Consider the following 16,700-nt stretch of genomic DNA (forward strand, 5'->3'; position numbering starts at 1 on the left):
CCTGAAACCCCCTCAGACGGCCTGACGGAACCTGGACGTCCGATGCACCGGATCGGTGTCGATCTTGGGAATCACGTGCTCCCCGATCAGCCGGATCGTCTGCAGCGTCTCCTCCTTCGGCACCCCCACCGGCAGCCCGAAGCTCAGCTGGTCGGCGCCCGCCTGCTCCCACCGCTTGCACTGCCGCAGCACCTCGTCGGGGTCGCCGCAGATGAGCAGCTCCTCCTCCACGAGCAGCTCCACGAACTCCGGCGTGTACGGGGGAAGCGTCTCCGGCCAGACCGGGAACCCCTCGGGCCGGGGGAAGGTGTCGTGGTACCGGAACACCAGCGAGGGCAGGTAGTGCAGGCCCCCGTTCACCGCGATCTCGATCGCCTCGGCGTGCGTCGGCGCGCAGATCGCGGTCGTCGTCACCATGACGTTGTCGTTGACGAAGTCGCCGACCGGCTCGGCGTTCACGACCGCGGTCTTGTACTGCTCCAGCACCCACTCCATGTCGGACACCTTCTGGATGCTGAAGCCGAGCACGCCGAGCCCCTTCCTCGCGGCCATCGCGTACGACGGCGGGGAGCCGGCCGCGTACCACATCGCCGGGTGCGACTTCCCGTACGGCTTCGGCAGAACCTTCCGCGGCGGCAGCTGCCAGTGCTTGCCCTGGAAGCCGGCGTACTCGTCCTGGAGCCACATCTTCGGGAACTCGGCGATGGTCTCCTCCCAGATCTCCTTGGTGTGGTTCATATCGGTGATCCCCGGCAGAAACCCGAGGATCTCGTGGCTGCCGGCGCCCCGTCCGCTGCCGAACTCGAAGCGCCCCTCGCTGAGGTGGTCCAGCATGGCGACCTTCTCGGCGACCTTCACGGGGTGGTTGACCTGGGCGAGCGGGTTGAAGATCCCCGACCCCAGATGGATCCGCTCCGTCGCGTGCGCCAGATATCCCAGGAAGACGTCGTTGGCGGACAGATGCGAGTACTCCTCCAGGAAGTGGTGCTCGGAGGCCCAGGCGTACTTGAAGCCGGACTTGTCCGCCTGGATGACGTACTCGGTCTCCTCCATCAGCGCCTTGTGCTCGGCCAGCGGGTCGGTCTCGACGCGCTTGCCCACGTATCCCTGTACAAAGAGCCCGAATTCCAAGGCGGTTCACCGTCCCAGTTATTTTCTGACGCTTCGTCAGATACCTCTTGTCGGCCGACTGTCGCATCGGCCGCCGCGACCGTCAATAGCTGACGGCTGGTCAGATAATGCTGACCCCCGCCAGCCACCCGCCGTCGATCACGAACGGCTGCCCGGTGATGTACGAGGAGTCCGCCGAGGTGAGGAACAGCGCCAGCCGCGCCACCTCCTCCGGCTGCCCGACCCGCCCGAGCGGCACGAGCTTGCGGTACAGCTCGTCCAGGGCCCGGCTCATCTCCTCCGGGTCGGCGTCCGGGTCGAGCCGTGCCGGGTTGGACATCGGGGTGTCGATGGCTCCCGGGCAGATCGCGTTGACCCGGATGCCCCGGCCCGCCAGCTCTAGCGCGGCCACCCGGGTCAGTCCCAGCACGGCGTGCTTGGTGGCGGCGTACGTCCCGACGGCCGCCATGCCGGTCATGCCCGTGTAGGAGGCGGTGTTGACGATGGTCCCCCCGTCGGCCATCTCGGGCGCCACCGCCTTCATGCCGAGGAAGCAGCCGACCTGGTTCACCTGCACGACCTGCATGAACTCGTCCAGCGGGGTGTCCACGAGCGCGTTGAAGCGCAGGATCCCCGCGTTGTTCACCAGCCCGTCGATGTGCCCGTACGCCTCCTTGACCAGCCCGACGGCCTCCCGCCAGCCCTCCTCGGTGCCGACGTCGAGATGGACGTACAACGCGCCTATCTCCTTGGCCAGGGCCTCTCCCCGGTCGTCCAGCACATCGGCGACGACCACCCGCGCCCCCTCCGCCCGGAAGAGCCGCGCCTCCTGCTCGCCCTGTCCGCGTGCCGCCCCGGTGACGATGACGACCCGCCCGTCCAGCTTGCCCATGGCGTCCTCCTCAGTTCAGCCGGGGTGCGACCTCCGCCCCGAACAGTCCGATCTGCTCGACGAGTTCGGCCCGGCTCCGGCTGCGGAACCGCACCTGGACCTGGTCCACGCCCATCGCCCGGTAGGCCCGCAGCGACCCGGCGATCTCCTGCGGCGTCCCCGTGAGCGTCCGCCGCCCCACCTCCCAGCCGGCCCGCCCGACGTACAGCGGCTCGGTGATCGCGCCGACGGTGAAGGGCCCCTCGATGCCGACTTCGGCCCGCAGGCGCCTGAGCTTCGCGATCTGGGCGGGCAGCCGGTCCCGCGGATCCCCCTGCGGCAGCCAGCCGTCCCCCTTCAGCGCGGCCCGGCGTACGGCGGCGGGCGAGGAGCCGCCGACCCAGAGGGGGACGTACGGCTGCGCGGGCCGGGGCCGCTGTCCCAGCCCCTCGAAGTCGTAGGTCTTCCCGTGATGCTCGGGGAACTCCTCCGCCCCCAGGGCGGCCCGCAGCGCGTCGATCGTCTCGTCCAGCACGGCCCCCCGCCGCTCGAAGTCCGCCCCGAGCGCCTCGAACTCCTCCCGGACATGCCCGGCCCCGACCCCGAGGACCAGCCGGCCGCCGGAGAGATGGTCGAGGGTGGCGTACTGCTTGGCGGTGAGCAGCGGGTGCCGCAGCCCCACGACGGCCACATGGCTGAGCAGGCGCACCCGCTCGGTCACGGCGGCCAGGTGGGCGAGGGTGGTGACCGGGTCGTACCAGACCGTGCCCATCGCGGGGGCGAGCCGGCGCGGGACGCCCACGTGGTCGCAGGCGGCGAGGTAGTCGAACCCGGCCCGGTCCACGGCCCGCGCGACGGCCACCAGGTCCTCCGGACCGGCCCCGGCCTCCCAGCCTTCCGCGAACAGGGCGCTCTGCGCCTGCACGGGCAGCTGGACACCGTACGCCAGGGCGCTCACCGCCACAGCCCTTCGGGGGTGAGTCCCAGCAGCTCGATGGCGTTGCCGCGCACGATCCGCTCGACCACGTCCGCCGGCAGATGCCCCATCTGGGCCTCACCGACCTCGCGGGACTTGGGCCAGGTGGAGTCGGAGTGCGGGTAGTCGGTCTCGTACAGGACGTTGCCGACCCCGATGGCGTCCAGGTTCCGCAGGCCGAAGGCGTCGTCGAAGAAGCAGCCGTAGACGTGCTCGGCGAACAGCTCGGACGGCGGCCGGGTGACCTTGTCGGCGACCCCGCCCCACCCCCGGTTCTCCTGCCACACGACATCCGCGCGCTCGAGGATGTACGGAATCCACCCGATCTGGCCTTCGGCATATATGACCCTGAGGTTCGAAAAGCGCTCGAACTTGCCGCTCATCAGCCAGTCCACCATCGAGAAACAGCAGTTGGCGAAGGTGATGGTGGAGCCGACGGCGGGCGGGGCGTCGGCCGAGGTGGAGGGCATACGGCTGCTGGAGCCGATGTGCATCGCGACGACCGTGCCGGTCTCGTCGCAGGCCGCGAGGAACGGGTCCCAGTCGTCGGTGTGGACGGACGGCAGCCCGAGGTGCGGGGGTATCTCGGAGAAGGCGACGGCCCGTACCCCCCGTCGGGCGTTGCGCCGTACTTCCGCGGCGGCCAGCTCGGCGTCCCACAGGGGTATGAGGGTGAGCGGGATGAGCCGCCCCTGCGCCTGAGCCCCGCACCACTCCTCCACCATCCAGTCGTTGTAGGCGCGCACGCACAGCAGGGCGAGCTCCTTGTCGGCGGCCTCGGTGAACGTCTGCCCGCAGAAGCGGGGGAAGGTGGGGAAGCACAGGGCGGACTGCACGTGGTTGACGTCCATGTCGGCGAGCCGGGCGGCCACGTCGTACGACCCGACCCGCATCTGCTCGTACGTGATGACTTCCAGCCTGACCTCGTCCCTGCTGTACCCCACGGCGGTGTCGAGCCGGGTGAGGGGCCGCCGCAGATCCTCGTAGACCCACCAGTCGCCGAGCGGCCCTTCGGTGCTGCCGGGTTCGCCCATGACGGGCTTGAAACGCCCGCCGAGGAAGGTCATCTCCTTCAGCGGGGCGCGCACGATCCGGGGCCCGGCCTCCCGGAATTTCCTCGGCAGCCGGTCCTGCCAGACGCCGGCGGGCTCAACGGTGTGGTCGTCGACGGAGATGATCAGCGGGAACTGTGTGGTCTCCATATCCCTCACCGTAGCGCTGATCTGACGAAGCGTCAGCTATTGAGTGTCCATGGCCGCATGCGAAGAGGGTGTGAGGGGTTTGTGTGCCGGGCTGCGCCGCCCTGTGATCGGTGTCTCCCACGGCTGACGCAACCGCCCGGAACAAGGCAAACTGACGGGGTTGTTCGTGATGCCGAGGGGGACGAACGCATGGACGGTGGGCCGCGAGTGCCTGAGCAGCGGCGTCCCGGCTCCGTGACCGTCACGGAGCCGGAGGCGCTGCGGTTCGGCGTGCTCGGTCCGGTGCGGGCCTGGCGCGGCGAGGAGCAGATCGGCATGGGCTCGCCCCAGCAGCGCGCCCTGCTGGCCGCCCTGCTGCTGCGCGAGGGCCGTACGGCGACGGCGGCGGAGCTGATCGACGCGTTGTGGGGCGCCGAGCCGCCGTCGCAGGCGCTGGCGGCGGTCCGCACGTACGCGTCCCGCCTGCGCAAGATCCTGCCCCCCGGCGTGCTGCTCAGCGAGTCCGGCGGGTACGCGGTGCGGGTGCCGGGCGAGGGCGCCCTGGACCTGGCGGTCGCCCAGGACCTGGCGGCGGAGGCGGAGAAGGCACGGGCCGCCGGCGACCTGTGCCGAGCCCGGGAGCTACTGAACCGGGCCCTCTCCCTCTGGGACGGCGAGGTCCTTGCCGGCGTCCCCGGCCCGTACGCCGAGACCCAGCGGGTCCGCCTGGAGGAATGGCGCCTGGGCCTCCTGGAATCCCGCCTGGACATGGACCTGGAGCAGGGCTGCCACGCGGAGGCGGTCTCGGAGCTGACGGCGCTGACGGCCGCGTACCCCTTGCGGGAGCGGCTGCGCGAGCTGCTGATGCTGGCCCTGTACCGCAGCGGACGGCAGGCGGAGGCCCTGGCGGTCTACGCCGACACCCGCCGCCTGCTGGCCGAGGAGCTGGGTGTGGACCCGCGCCCCGGCCTGCGGGACCTGCAGCAGAGGATCCTGCAGGCCGACCCGGCCCTGGCGGAGCCGTCCTCCCCGGCGACGGAGCCGCCCGTGGTAGCCGTCCGCCCGGCTCAACTCCCGGCCTCGGTCCCGGACTTCACGGGCCGTACGTCCTTCGTCTCCGAACTGAGCGAGGTGCTGTCCTCGGCCTCGGAGTCCCCGGACGCCGGGGGCCGGGTGATGGCGGTGTCGGCACTGGCCGGCATCGGCGGCGTGGGCAAGACGACGCTGGCGGTACACGTGGCCCACCGGGCCCGCGCGGCCTTCCCCGACGGCCAGCTCTACATGGACCTCCAGGGCGCGGGCCCCCGCCCGGCGGAACCGGAGACGGTCCTGGGCTCCTTCCTGCGCGCCCTGGGCACGGCGGACTCGGCGATCCCGGACTCCCTGGACGAACGGGCGGCGCTCTACCGCTCGGTGCTCGACGGACGCCGTGTCCTCGTCCTGCTGGACAACGCGAAGGACGCGGCCCAGGTACGCCCTCTCCTGCCCGGCACGGAGGGCTGCGCGGCCCTGGTGACGTCCCGCGTCCGCATGGTCGACCTCGCCGGGGCCCATCTGGTGGACCTGGACGTGATGTCCCCCGAGGAGGCCCTCGCCCTCTTCACGAAGATCGTGGGCGAGGAGCGGGTCGCGGCGGAACGCGAGTCCGCCCTGGACGTCGTGGCGGCCTGCGGCTTCCTCCCCCTGGCGATCCGCATCGCGGCGTCCCGGCTGGCGGCGCGCCGGACCTGGACGGTCTCGGTCCTGGCGGCGAAGCTCGCGGACGAGCGCCGCCGGCTGGACGAACTGCAGGCCGGGGACCTGGCGGTGAAGGCGACCTTCGAGCTGGGGTACGGCCAGCTGGAGCCGTCCCAGGCCCGGGCGTTCCGCCTGCTGGGCCTGGCCGACGGCCCGGACATCTCCCTGGCGGCCGCGGCCGCGGTCCTGGACCTCCCGTCGGAGGAGACCGAGGACCTTCTCGAATCCCTGGTGGACACGTCACTGCTGGAGTCGGCGGCGCCGGGGCGCTACCGCTTCCACGACCTGGTCCGCCTCTACGCGCGTGCCTGCGCGGAGAGGGACGAGCAGCCGCCGAGCGAGCGGGAGGCCGCGATGTCGCGGTTGCTGGATTTCTATCTGGCCACGGCGGCCCAGGTCTATGCGATGGAGCGGCCGGGGGACCGGCTGGTGGATCACTTGGAGAAGACCGGTGTCCCAGGACTGGTCTTCACCGACCGTCGCGCCGCACAGGACTGGCTCTACTCCGAGGCCGTGCCGCTTCTGGCCTGCGTACGGCAGTCGTCGGGCGGCGCGACGCTGCGGCGCGCCGTCGACCTGCTGTGGGCGGCCGTCGACCTGGCGGAGTCAGGAGCGAACTTCAAGGAGTACGAGGCGGCCGGCGCGGCCCTGCGCAGCGCTTCCCACGCTGCATCCGACATACGGGCCGAAGGCCGGGCCATCCTGGTACTGGCCAACGCGCGCCACTGGTCAGGTCAGTTCACTCAGGCGTATGAGGAGGCACAACGGGCCCTCGCCCTGTCGGAGGCTGCCAACGACCCCCTGCCATGCTGCTGGGCCGCGAACATCCTCGGCATCTTCGCCTATTACCAGAGCCGTTACGCCGAGGGTGAGGCATACCTGGAGCGTGCCATATCGGACTTCCGTGACTGCGGCGACCTTTCCGGCGCGGCAGCGGCACTCTGCAACCTCTCGCGCCTGCACCTGCAGACCGACCGGGCCGACAGCGCGGTGCATCTCGCGCGGCAGGGCACGGAGACGTACGAGCAGCTCGGGCACTCGCTGAAGGCGGCCAACGGCCACTACGCCCTCGGACTGGCCCTCGGTAAGAGCGGGCAACTGGCCGATGCCAGTGCCCATCTGGGCCAGGCGCTGATCGTCTTCCGGGCCAGCAGGCAGCGCCTGTGGGAAGGGATGACCCTCTTCCGGCTCGCCGAGGTGGACCTACTCGCCCAACGACCGGCCCAGGCCGCAGCCAACGCCGAGATGGCCCTGACTCCGCTCAAGGAGATCGGCGGCGAGTGGCGGCGCGGCAACGTGCTCACCGTACTTGGAAAGGCGCTGAACGGGATCGGGCACACGGGCCGGGCGCAGGTCTGCTGGCGCGAGGCCCTGGAGATCTACGAAGCGCTGAACTCCCCGGAGGCGGCGGAAGTTCAAGCGCTTCTGGCACCAGCCGCCGCTGCCTGATCCGGGCGCTGTCGCGGCGTTCATCGATCGTTTATCGCCCCGCGGCAGTCTCATGGATACCGGGCCGTCGTGTCGGGGGGCAGACGGACCAGCCGGTGAGACCGCTGTACTCGCGATCTAGAGTGGGCGGCTCCAGCGGCCCATCCGGCCACACTCGGGGGAGTGTCCGGATGGGCCCGCCACCGCTGAACGCAATTAAGGGGAGCACCCGATGAGCGACATCATCAAGGACGAGCCGGTCGTCACGCCGGACAACACGCACATCACCGATGCTGAGGCCGGCACCGCGGTCAAGCCGCTCAACACCCACATCACGGACGCCGAGGCCAGCACCGAGGTCAAGCCGCTCAACACGCACATCACCGACGCCGAGGCCGTGGCCGCCGACGGCACGGTGACGCCGGACAACACCCACATCACGTCCGACCCCAGCTGAGCCACCTCCCGCACGGGGGACCGGCCGCGACGGCGCCGAGGGGGAGCCGTCGCGGCCGAGGCGTGTCCGGAACCTCCACCGGAGCCGCCAAGCGCGGATTGGCAGATTCGTTCCACGGCACTGTGCCATGTGCCCAGGTCGGCCGGCCCACCGGTGGAACCGATCTGCCGATCTCGCCTTCCGCCTAGCCGGCGGCCGGAGTTATCCACAGGGGGGCGGGGCAGGGCGGGGGTTCGGGCAGAGTGGGGGTGTGGGGCGGTGTGAGCTTGGGGGGCTTGTCGAGGGCGGGGTGTTGCTCACCTCGCGGGCGGTGGCGGCGGGGTGGCCTCGGGTCTCGCTGTCTCGGCGGCTCGAGTCGGAGGGCTGGACGCGGATCAGAAGCGGGGCCTGGCGGAGCCGGGGCAGGAGGTCGGGCTCCTCCTGCGGTTGAGGGCGGCGCAACTTCTCAAGCCGGGGCTCGTGGTGAGTCATCGGGCGGCGGCTCGGCTGTGGCAGATCGAGACGCTTGCGGCGGGATCGCCGGACTGCCTTGAATTCACCGACCCGGCGCTCAGGGCCCGGCAGGGGCTCACCGATGTCCGCATTCACCGGATTCCCCTTCCCGAGAGCGACACCGTGAAGTGGGCGGGGCTGCGCGTCACGAGGGTTCCCCGGACTCTCGCCGACCTGCTCCGGTCCGGGCCGATGGACGACGCCGTCGTGGCCGTGGAGTCGGCACTGACCCACCGCCGGGTCGACGGACGGCGCCGACCGCCTCTCACCACCCCGGCCGCCGTTTCCCTCGCTCTCCAAGCCCCGCTGCTGGGGTCCGCCCGGGCCCGGGACCGGCTGCGGATCGTCGACCTTCGGGCGGGGTCACCGGCGGAAACGGTGGCTCGCCTGCGCATGCGCGACGCCGGGCTGCGCCCGGACACCCAGGCCGAGGTCCGCACTCCGGACGGCCGCCGCCGCTACCTCGACTTCCTGTTCCGGCCGGAGGGGCTGGCCGTGGAGATCGAGGGGTACGCCTACCACGGCACCCGCGACGCCCACCGCCGGGACATCGCCCGCTTCAACCAGATCCTCCAGTGTCCCGAGGTCCGCAGCCTGCTCCGCTTCAGCGCGGAGGACGTCTTCCACCGGGTGGAGTGGGTGGTCGGGGAGGTCGAACGCACGTTGGCCGCACTGAGGCGATGAGGGGCCTACTGAGCTGGCCTGCTTATTGGTTTGCCGCTGGTCGGTCCGGCCGGATAGGAAGCTCGCATGCTTAGGGGCAGCAAGGTCGGGCTCAAGGCCCGGCACGAGGACGACATCCCGATCCTGCGGGCCGAGCTCTACGACGACGTGGTCAACTCATCGCGGGCCGAGGGCGGGCCGTGGCGACCGATCACGCCCGGCTCGAAGGACCCGCGCCTCGTGGTGGACGACACGGAACAGGGCCGCGTCCAGTTCTCCGTGGTGGAGCTGGAGGGCGACACCCTGGTCGGCACCGCGGTGCTGTGGGGCATCGACAACCACAACCGGTCGGCGCACATCGGGCTGGGGCTGCTGCCGTCCGCCCGCGGCAAGGGATACGGCACCGACGTGGTCGCGGTGCTGTGCCACTACGGTTTCGTCGTGCGCGGCCTCCAGCGGCTGCAGATAGAGACACTGTCGGACAACGCCGCGATGCTGCGCTCCGCCGAGCGCAACGGCTTCGTCCGCGAAGGCCTGCTGCGCTCCTCGGCCTGGGTGATGGGCGAGTTCCTGGACGAGGTGCTGCTCGGGCTCCTTGCCCAGGACTGGAAGAAGGCCTCGAAGGTCTAGGTCCCCGCCCGACCGCCGGCGCGGTCCCCGGAGCAGGTAGACGCCCGCGATTGGCAGATCTGTTCCACCTCCCCCAGACACACCCCCCGAAATTCAGGGGCCCCAGGCACGGCCAGCTGGAACAAATCCGCCAATCCCCCACACGACCACCTCGCGGGCGCCCCACCACCCACCGCCCCACCACCTACCGCCCACCACCCGCCACCCGCCACCCGCAAGCCGCCGCCCCCACCCGGCGTGCATGCGAGACGCGACCGCGCCCCCGCAGCGCAGGCCGCGAACGCAGCCGACCCAAGGGACCGGCACGCCCGAGTCGGTCACTTTCCCCGGGCTGCCCGCTCGCTTCTCACCCGTGCTGGAGCGAGGCGTGTCAAGGGTGGCCCGGAGGGCCATCGGCGAAGCCGACGCGGAGTGGAGCGCAGCGGAACGCAGCGCCCTTGACTCGCCTCGCTCCAGCACGACACTGGCCGAGAAGCGGGCGGCCCCACGGCACCTGAACAGCCCCCTCAGCCCCACCCCCGCCCGCCTCAATCCCCACCCCAACCCCCCACCCCCCCTCAACCCCCTCCCCGCAAAACCCCCTTCACCACCTTCCCGCTCGCGTTCCGTGGGAGTTCCGGTACGAACTCCACCGTCCTCGGCACCTTGTAGTTCGCCATCTCCCGGCGGGACCACGCGATCAGGTCGTCCGAGGTCAGCGTCGAACCCGGTCTGCGCGCCACGAACGCCTTGGCCACCTCGCCCAGTCGGGGGTCCGGTACGCCGATCACCGCCACCTCGCGCACGTCCGGGTGGAGGGCCAGCAACTGCTCGATCTCCGCCGGGTAGGCGTTGAAGCCGCCGACGATGAACATGTCCTTGATGCGGTCCGTGATGCGCAGGTTGCCCGCCTCGTCCAGGACGCCCACGTCGCCGGTGCGCAGCCAGCCGTCCGGGGAGATCGCCCCGGCCGTCGCCGCCGCGTCGCCGTGGTAGCCGCGCATGACGTTGAAGCCACGGACCAGGATCTCGCCCGGCTCACCGGGCCCCACCGGCGCGCCCGTCGCGTCCACCAGCCGTATCTCCGTCCCCGGGATCGCCCGGCCGGAGGTGGAGGCGATGACCGACGGGGCGTCGCCACGCCGGCACATCGTGACGATGCCGCTCGCTTCCGAGAGGCCGTACGCCGTGAGAACCGTGTCCACGCCCAGTTCGGCGCGCAGACGCTCCACCAACGTCAGCGGTACCACCGCCGCTCCGGTCACCACCAGGCGCAGGGCGGAGAGGTCGTACGCGTCCCGGGAAGGGTGGTCCAGGAGGGACTGGTGGAGGGTCGGCGGGCCCGGGAGGACGGACACGCGCTCCGACGCGATGTTCGCCAGTGCCGTCTCCACGTTGAACACCGGCTGCGGGATCATCGTCGCCCCGCGCGTCAGGCAGGCGATCACCCCGGCCTTGTAGCCGAAGGTGTGGAAGAAGGGATTGACGATCAAGTAGCGGTCGCCTGTCCGCAGGCCGGCCAGGTCCGCCCAGATCCCGTACGCCCGCAGGGTCTGGCCGTGCGTGATCACCGCGCCCTTGGGGCGGCCCGTCGTACCCGACGTGTAGATGATGTCCGACACCGCCGAGCCGTCCAACTCCCCTCGCCGCCCCTCCACTTCCGCCGCGCTCACCCCCTCCCCACCCCCCAGGAAGTCCTTCCAGGTGCGGAAGTCCGGGGGTGCGTCGTCCGACAGGACCACCACCTCCGTCAGGTCCGGCAGGGCGGGGAGCGGGACGCCGGCGTCCGGTGACCCCGGCACCCCCTCCCCCGCCGCCCGGCGCAGGCTCGCCACGTACGACGCGCCCAGGAAGGTGCCCGTCACGAAGAGCAGCCGCGCCCCGCTGCGGCGCAGCACGTCCGCCGCCTCCGTGCCCTTGAAGCGGGTGTTGAGCGGGACGAGGACCGCGCCCGCCGTCACCGCGCCCAGGGCGGCCGTGATCCAGTCCAGGGAGTTGGGGGCCCAGACCGCGACCCGGTCGCCCACCTCCACGCCGCTCGCCAGGCAGGCCGCCGCCGCACGCTCGACACGGGCGCCCAGCTCGGCGTACGTGATCCTGGTACGGCCCTCGACCACCGCCTCGGTGTCCGCGTACCGCTCGGCCGACCACCGGACCAGATCGGGGATGGTGTCGATGGTGTCCCGGTCGCTCATGACAGGCCCCCTGTACAGCGCTACCAAACTGCTGACCGATCGTCAGATTAGCGGTAACCTGACGCTCTGTCAGGTCGTCGTGTGTGAGGGGGACGCCATGGCAACAACCGGGCTCAAGGACGCAACCGCCATCGTCGGGATCGGGCAGACCTCGTTCGCCAAGCACCTTGCCGAGGACGAGAAGACGCTCGCCTGCCGGGCCGTGCTCGCCGCACTCGGCGACGCGGGCATCACACCCGGCGAGGTCGACGCACTCGCCTCCTACACCATGGAGGAGACCGACGAGGTCGAGCTCGCCAAGGCCGTGGGGTTCGGGGATCTCACCTTCTTCAGCAAGGTCCCGTACGGCGGCGGCGGTTCGTGTGCCACCGTCGCGCACCTCGCCGCCGCGATCGCCTCCGGGCAGGCCACCGTCGGCGTCGCCTGGCGGTCGCGCAAGCGCGGGTCCGGGCCGCGGCCGTGGACCGACACCCGCGTGCAGCTGCCCACCCCGGCCCAGTGGACCCGGCCCTTCGGACTCCTGCGCCCCGCCGACGAGATCGCCATGCTCACCCGCCGCTACATGCACGAGTACGGCGCCACCCGCGACCACCTCTTCAACGTCGCCCTCGCCTGCCGCAACCGCGCCAACCAGAACCCGACCGCGGTGATGTACGAGCGGCCGCTGACCCGCGAGATGTACATGACCTCGCGATGGATCAGCGAGCCGCTCTGCCTCTTCGACAACTGCCTGGAGACGGACGGGGCCCTGGCCTGTGTCCTCGTGTCCAAGGAGCGGGCCCGGGACTGCCGCCGCAGGCCCGTGTACGTCCACTCCGCCGCGCAGGGCCTGCCCGCCCAGCACCACGGCATGGTCAACTACTGGAACGACGACCCCCTCACCGGGCCAGCCTGGACCGCCGCCCGGCACTTGTGGAAGCACGCCGACTTCACCCCCGACGACGTCGACGTGGCGCAGATCTACGACGCGTTCACGCCGCTCATCCCGCTCTCGCTGGAGGGCTACGGCTTCTGCGGGCGGGGGGAAGGGGGCGCCTTCACCGAACAGGGCGCCCTGGAGATCGGCGGGCGGCTGCCCCTCAACACCAGCGGGGGCGGGCTCTCCGAGGCCTACGTCCACGGCTTCAACCTCATCAACGAAGGGGTGAAGCAGCTGCGCGGCACCAGTACCGCGCAGGTGCCCGGCGCCGCCACCTGCCTGGTCACGGCCGGCGAGGGCGTGCCCACCTCCGCTCTCCTGCTCAGGAGCTGATCATGCTGACCCCCGTCACCGACACCGACGGCGCCCCCTTCTGGGAGTACGCGGCCCGTGGTGAACTGCGCGTCCAGGCCTGCGCCGACTGCCACGAGCCCCGCTTCCCGCCCCGTCCCTGCTGCCCGCACTGCCGGTCCTTCGCGAGCGAGTGGCGGCTCACCAGCGGGCGCGGGCGGATCTGGTCGTACGTCGTGCCGCACCCGCCCCTTCTCCCCGACTACGCCGAACAGGCGCCGTACAACGTCGTCTTGGTGGAGCTGGAGGACTGCCCCCGGATCCGGCTGGTGGGGAATCTGGTCGCCCATGCCGGTGCGGCCCTCGGCTCCCTCGGTTCGCACAGGCCGAGGATCGGCGCCCGGGTGCACGTCGTCTTCGGTGACGGCGGGCTGCCGCAGTGGGTGCTCGCGTGAGCGCCGTACGGGTCGACGCCGACAAGGGCAGCGGGGTCGCCGTGGTCACCCTGGACCGGCCGCACCGGCTCAACGCCATCGACCTGGACATGGCTCGCGAACTCACCGAGGCCTGGCGGGCGTTGCGGTTCGACGACTCCGTGCGGGCCGTCGTGCTCACCGGGGGCGGGGAGCGGGCGTTCTGTACCGGGATCGACCGGGACGTCGTCGTGCCGCAGCCCTCGTCGCCGTACATGCAGGACGATCCGTTGCTGACCGTCGGGCCGAAGGCCAACGACCTGTGGAAGCCGGTGATCGCCGCCGTGCGCGGGATGGCCTGCGGGGGTGCCTTCTACCTGCTGGGCGAGTGCGAGTTCGTCGTCGCCGATCCGACGGCCGTCTTCTTCGACCCGCATACGACGTACGGCATGGTCAGCGCCTATGAGTCGATGCTGATGGCGGCGCGGATGCCGTACGGGGAGGTGGCCCGGATGGCGCTCATGGGGACCGCCGAGCGGATCTCCGCCCGCCGGGCCCATGAGATCGGGCTCGTGTCGGAAGTCACCGAGGAGGGCGGGGCGTTGGCCGGTGCCGTGCGCTGTGCCTCCGTCATCGCCGGGTATCCGACGCAGGGGGTGCAGGGGACCGTGCGGGCGCTGTGGGCGGCCAGGGAGGCGGCTCCGGCCCAGGCGTTCACCCAGGCCGCGCCGCTCATCGCCCTCGGCAGTCTGCCCGTCGAACGGCAGGCGGAGCTGTTCCGGAGCAGGGACCGCACCGAGCCGCGGATACGGTGAGTGACCGTATGGCGAGAGACGCGCACTCGGGGTAGCGTCAGCCGTGGGACGGCCGCCGTCCGGAGCCCTTCCGTGACACACCGGTACGACGGCCGTCGCTCATCACCGGCACGCCGGTCACAGGCGTCACGCCGTGCGGGCCGTCCCCGTCCCCTTCTCCGCGTCCAGCGCGTACACGCACCGGTCCTTGCTGCACGCGTACACCACGCCGTCCTTGACGACCGGCGAGCCGGTGATCTCGCCGCCCGTCGCCAGCTTCCAGCGCAGGCGGCCGTCGTCGGACTTCAGGGTGTACAGCAGGTGGTCCGTGGAGCCGAAGTGGATACGGCCCTCCGCCACCGCGGGGGCGCCCACGACGTCGCCGCCCGCCTGGAAGCGCCACTTGGGCGTGCCGGTGACCGCGTCCAGGGTGTACAGCCCCTTGCCGCTGCCGACATGGACGTGCCCGGCGGCGACCAGCACCGGCTCGATCGACGAACGCGCCTCTGTCGCGATGCGCCAGCGGTCACGGCCGTCGGTGGCGTCGAGGGCGTAGACGGTGCCCAGGTAGTCCGCCAGGTAGACGCCGCCGCCCGTCACCGCCGGGCCCGGAGCGAAGGCCGGCGGGCTGAGGAAGACCGCGGGCGCCTCGAAGTGCCAGCGGACCATGCCGCTCGCCGCCTCGACGGCGAGGACACGGGTGCCGGCGGAGACGTACACGTACCCGTCGGGGGCGGGGGCCAGGCGGACCGGCACGCCGCCGCAGGAGGCCGCGTCGCCGACCGGGTAGGACCAGCGCTCCTCGCCGGTGCGGGCCTCCAGGGCGCGCAGCCGGGCGTCCTGCCAGACGTAGACCGTGCCCTCGTGGACGAGGGGACCGGCCTCCGGGGACTCGAAGTCGGTCTGGCAGCCGGCGACCTCCCACAGCTTCTGGCCGTTCGACGCCTCCCACGCCTGGACGCCGCCGCCGCGGGTGCCGGTGACGACCGTGCCGTGGTCGGCGTTCAGGGAGTACACCCAGGCGTCCGTGGACAGCCGCCACAGGTCGGCGCCCTCGCGGGCGTCCAGGGCGAACAGGGTCGGGCCGTCGGAGGCGAGGATGCGGCCGTCGGCCACGGCCATGGACCAGGCGACGTCCCGCGTCTTGAAGCGGCGCCGGCCGGTGGCCACGTCCAGGGCGTGCACCTCGAAGGAGGTGACGTAGACCAGGTCGCCGTCGACGGCGGGGGTGCCCCAGACCTCGTTGGACATGCGGAACCGCCAGGGCCGCCAGCCGCTCGCGGTCTCCGGGGGCTGGGGCGGTACGGGCGGCACGTTCGGGTCGGGGCCGGTGACGCCGGTGCGCGGACGGGACCAGCTGGCGACCAGGCCCGCCTCCGGCGGGGGCGCCTTGACGGCGGCGGCGCGGGCGTCGGCGACGCGCGGTCCGGGGCCGATGGGCACCGCCGCGCCGGCCAGCCGGACCGGGCCGGTGTCGGGGGCGCCGACGGGGACGGGGGCCGGGACCGGCGGGTCGTACGGGGGCGGCGGGGGTACGGCCGCGCGGCCGCCGCTCCTCGGGCCGCCGGTCGGGGCCGGGGAGGGCTTGACGGCGGGGCGGCCGCCGCGGCGGGCCTCGATGAGCGCGACCGCCTTCTCGGGCAGCCAGGCGGAGGCGGTGCCGCTGTCGTCCGAGCCGGAGCCGAAGAGGTGGGGCGCGAGCTGGGCCTGGAGGTCGGCCGGGGTGGGCCGGGCGGAGGCCTCCATCTGCATGCAGACGTCGATGAGCGGGCGCAGCTCGTCGGGCAGGCCGGTGAGGTCCGGGCCCTCGCGCAGCAGCATGAAGACGGTCTCGACCGGGTTGGCGCCGTGGAAGGGCGGGTGCCCGGTGGCCGCGAAGACCAGCATGGAGCCGAGCGAGAAGACGTCGCTGGCGCCGGTGACGCTGCGGGAGTCCTTGGCCTGCTCGGGGGACATGTAGGCGGGGGTGCCGACGGCGACGTTCGTCATGGTCAGCCGGGTGTTGGAGACACCGGAGGCGATGCCGAAGTCGATCACCCGGGGGCCGTCCTCGACCACGAGCACGTTGGACGGCTTGAGGTCGCGGTGGACCAGCCCCGCGCCGTGGATGGACTGGAGGGCCTCCGCCACGCCCGCGGCGAGCCAGCGCACGGCCTGGGCCGGGAGCGGCCCGCAGTCGTTCACTATCTCCTCGAGCGAGGGCGCGGGGACGTAGGCGGTCGCCAGCCACGGCACCGCGGCGCGCGGGTCGGCGTCGACCACGGCCGCCGTGTAGAAGCCGGAGACCGCGCGGGCCGCCTCCACCTCGCGGGTGAAGCGGACCCGGAACAGCTGGTCCTCGGCCAGCTCGGTGCGCACCGTCTTGATCGCCACGCGCCGGCCGGACGCCGAGCGCGCGAGATAGACCAGCCCCATGCCGCCGGCGCCCAGCCGGCCCAGCACCTCGAACGGCCCGATCCGCCGCGGATCGTGCTGCGTCAGCTGATCCACCACTTGCCTGCCACCTCCCCGTACGAGCCGCGCCACTCTCCATATGTACGCGACCGAAGTGCAGCGTCTCACCA

Annotated in this window: 13 protein-coding genes; 7 read left to right on the top strand and 6 right to left on the bottom strand. The window is 72.0% G+C overall.

Annotated elements, in window-relative coordinates; translation table 11 throughout:
- Positions 1-12: 12 nt before the first annotated feature.
- The 4 genes from ACIBJF_RS16950 to ACIBJF_RS16965 all read right to left on the bottom strand — a co-directional run bounded on the left by ACIBJF_RS16950 (position 13) and on the right by ACIBJF_RS16965 (position 4,159).
- The gene (locus ACIBJF_RS16950; protein WP_399174470.1) at positions 13-1,131 is read right to left on the bottom strand and encodes an LLM class flavin-dependent oxidoreductase; all 1,119 of its coding nucleotides are present in this window, start codon (positions 1,129-1,131) and stop codon (positions 13-15) included.
- Positions 1,132-1,231: 100 nt separating this feature from the next.
- The gene (locus ACIBJF_RS16955) at positions 1,232-2,002 is read right to left on the bottom strand and encodes an SDR family NAD(P)-dependent oxidoreductase (protein WP_399174471.1); all 771 of its coding nucleotides are present in this window, start codon (positions 2,000-2,002) and stop codon (positions 1,232-1,234) included.
- Between the two features lie 10 nt (positions 2,003-2,012).
- Positions 2,013-2,939: an LLM class F420-dependent oxidoreductase gene (locus ACIBJF_RS16960; RefSeq protein WP_399174472.1), complete on the bottom strand. Its 927-nt coding sequence runs from the start codon at positions 2,937-2,939 to the stop codon at positions 2,013-2,015.
- Positions 2,936-4,159 carry an amidohydrolase family protein gene (locus ACIBJF_RS16965; protein ID WP_399174473.1) on the bottom strand — a complete coding sequence of 408 codons (1,224 nt, stop codon included), beginning with the start codon at positions 4,157-4,159 and terminating at the stop codon, positions 2,936-2,938. Before ACIBJF_RS16965 ends, ACIBJF_RS16960 begins: the two co-directional genes overlap by 4 nt.
- Before the next feature lie 189 nt (positions 4,160-4,348).
- On the opposite strand from ACIBJF_RS16965, the gene ACIBJF_RS16970 reads away from it, so the two are divergent.
- From ACIBJF_RS16970 to ACIBJF_RS16985, 4 genes are all read left to right on the top strand, one after another.
- Positions 4,349-7,324 carry a BTAD domain-containing putative transcriptional regulator gene (locus ACIBJF_RS16970; protein WP_399174474.1) on the top strand — a complete coding sequence of 992 codons (2,976 nt, stop codon included), beginning with the start codon at positions 4,349-4,351 and terminating at the stop codon, positions 7,322-7,324.
- Positions 7,325-7,535: 211 nt separating this feature from the next.
- Positions 7,536-7,760, top strand: a complete 225-nt coding sequence (locus tag ACIBJF_RS16975) for a hypothetical protein (protein WP_399174475.1) — start codon at positions 7,536-7,538, stop codon at positions 7,758-7,760.
- A gap of 459 nt (positions 7,761-8,219) precedes the next feature.
- Complete coding sequence (locus ACIBJF_RS16980; RefSeq protein WP_399174476.1) at positions 8,220-8,936, top strand: hypothetical protein; 717 nt, start codon at positions 8,220-8,222, stop codon at positions 8,934-8,936.
- A gap of 66 nt (positions 8,937-9,002) precedes the next feature.
- The gene (locus ACIBJF_RS16985) at positions 9,003-9,545 is read left to right on the top strand and encodes a GNAT family N-acetyltransferase (protein ID WP_399174477.1); all 543 of its coding nucleotides are present in this window, start codon (positions 9,003-9,005) and stop codon (positions 9,543-9,545) included.
- 557 nt (positions 9,546-10,102) lie between these two features.
- Here the strand turns inward: ACIBJF_RS16985 and ACIBJF_RS16990 are convergent.
- Positions 10,103-11,719 (bottom strand): FadD3 family acyl-CoA ligase, encoded by a 1,617-nt coding sequence (locus ACIBJF_RS16990; protein ID WP_399174478.1) that lies wholly within the window; start codon positions 11,717-11,719, stop codon positions 10,103-10,105.
- 97 nt (positions 11,720-11,816) lie between these two features.
- On the opposite strand from ACIBJF_RS16990, the gene ACIBJF_RS16995 reads away from it, so the two are divergent.
- From ACIBJF_RS16995 to ACIBJF_RS17005, 3 genes are read left to right on the top strand one after another with little or no spacing between them, the layout of a single operon-like run.
- A complete protein-coding gene (locus ACIBJF_RS16995; protein WP_399174479.1) occupies positions 11,817-12,971 on the top strand; it encodes a lipid-transfer protein in 1,155 nt (384 codons plus the stop codon).
- Positions 12,972-12,973: 2 nt separating this feature from the next.
- Positions 12,974-13,384 (top strand): Zn-ribbon domain-containing OB-fold protein, encoded by a 411-nt coding sequence (locus ACIBJF_RS17000; RefSeq protein WP_399174480.1) that lies wholly within the window; start codon positions 12,974-12,976, stop codon positions 13,382-13,384.
- The gene (locus ACIBJF_RS17005; RefSeq protein ID WP_399174481.1) at positions 13,381-14,157 is read left to right on the top strand and encodes an enoyl-CoA hydratase/isomerase family protein; all 777 of its coding nucleotides are present in this window, start codon (positions 13,381-13,383) and stop codon (positions 14,155-14,157) included. Before ACIBJF_RS17000 ends, ACIBJF_RS17005 begins: the two co-directional genes overlap by 4 nt.
- 126 nt (positions 14,158-14,283) lie before the next feature.
- On the opposite strand, the gene ACIBJF_RS17010 is transcribed toward ACIBJF_RS17005, so the two are convergent.
- Positions 14,284-16,629: a PQQ-binding-like beta-propeller repeat protein gene (locus tag ACIBJF_RS17010; protein WP_399174482.1), complete on the bottom strand. Its 2,346-nt coding sequence runs from the start codon at positions 16,627-16,629 to the stop codon at positions 14,284-14,286.
- Positions 16,630-16,700: the final 71 nt, after the last annotated feature.

The organism is Streptomyces sp. NPDC050743, assembly GCF_044456925.1.
Classification (GTDB): Bacteria; Actinomycetota; Actinomycetes; order Streptomycetales; family Streptomycetaceae; genus Streptomyces.

What these genes read in the sequence shown, in the direction of transcription:
- ACIBJF_RS17000 (WP_399174480.1), top strand. Translation starts at nt 12,974, where the DNA reads ATGCTGACCCCCGTCACCGACACCGACGGCGCCCCCTTCTGGGAGTAC.
- ACIBJF_RS16955 (WP_399174471.1), bottom strand. Translation starts at nt 2,002, where the DNA reads ATGGGCAAGCTGGACGGGCGGGTCGTCATCGTCACCGGGGCGGCACGC.
- ACIBJF_RS16990 (WP_399174478.1), bottom strand. Translation starts at nt 11,719, where the DNA reads ATGAGCGACCGGGACACCATCGACACCATCCCCGATCTGGTCCGGTGG.
- ACIBJF_RS16965 (WP_399174473.1), bottom strand. Translation starts at nt 4,159, where the DNA reads ATGGAGACCACACAGTTCCCGCTGATCATCTCCGTCGACGACCACACC.
- ACIBJF_RS16995 (WP_399174479.1), top strand. Translation starts at nt 11,817, where the DNA reads ATGGCAACAACCGGGCTCAAGGACGCAACCGCCATCGTCGGGATCGGG.
- ACIBJF_RS16975 (WP_399174475.1), top strand. Translation starts at nt 7,536, where the DNA reads ATGAGCGACATCATCAAGGACGAGCCGGTCGTCACGCCGGACAACACG.
- ACIBJF_RS16970 (WP_399174474.1), top strand. Translation starts at nt 4,349, where the DNA reads ATGGACGGTGGGCCGCGAGTGCCTGAGCAGCGGCGTCCCGGCTCCGTG.
- ACIBJF_RS16985 (WP_399174477.1), top strand. Translation starts at nt 9,003, where the DNA reads ATGCTTAGGGGCAGCAAGGTCGGGCTCAAGGCCCGGCACGAGGACGAC.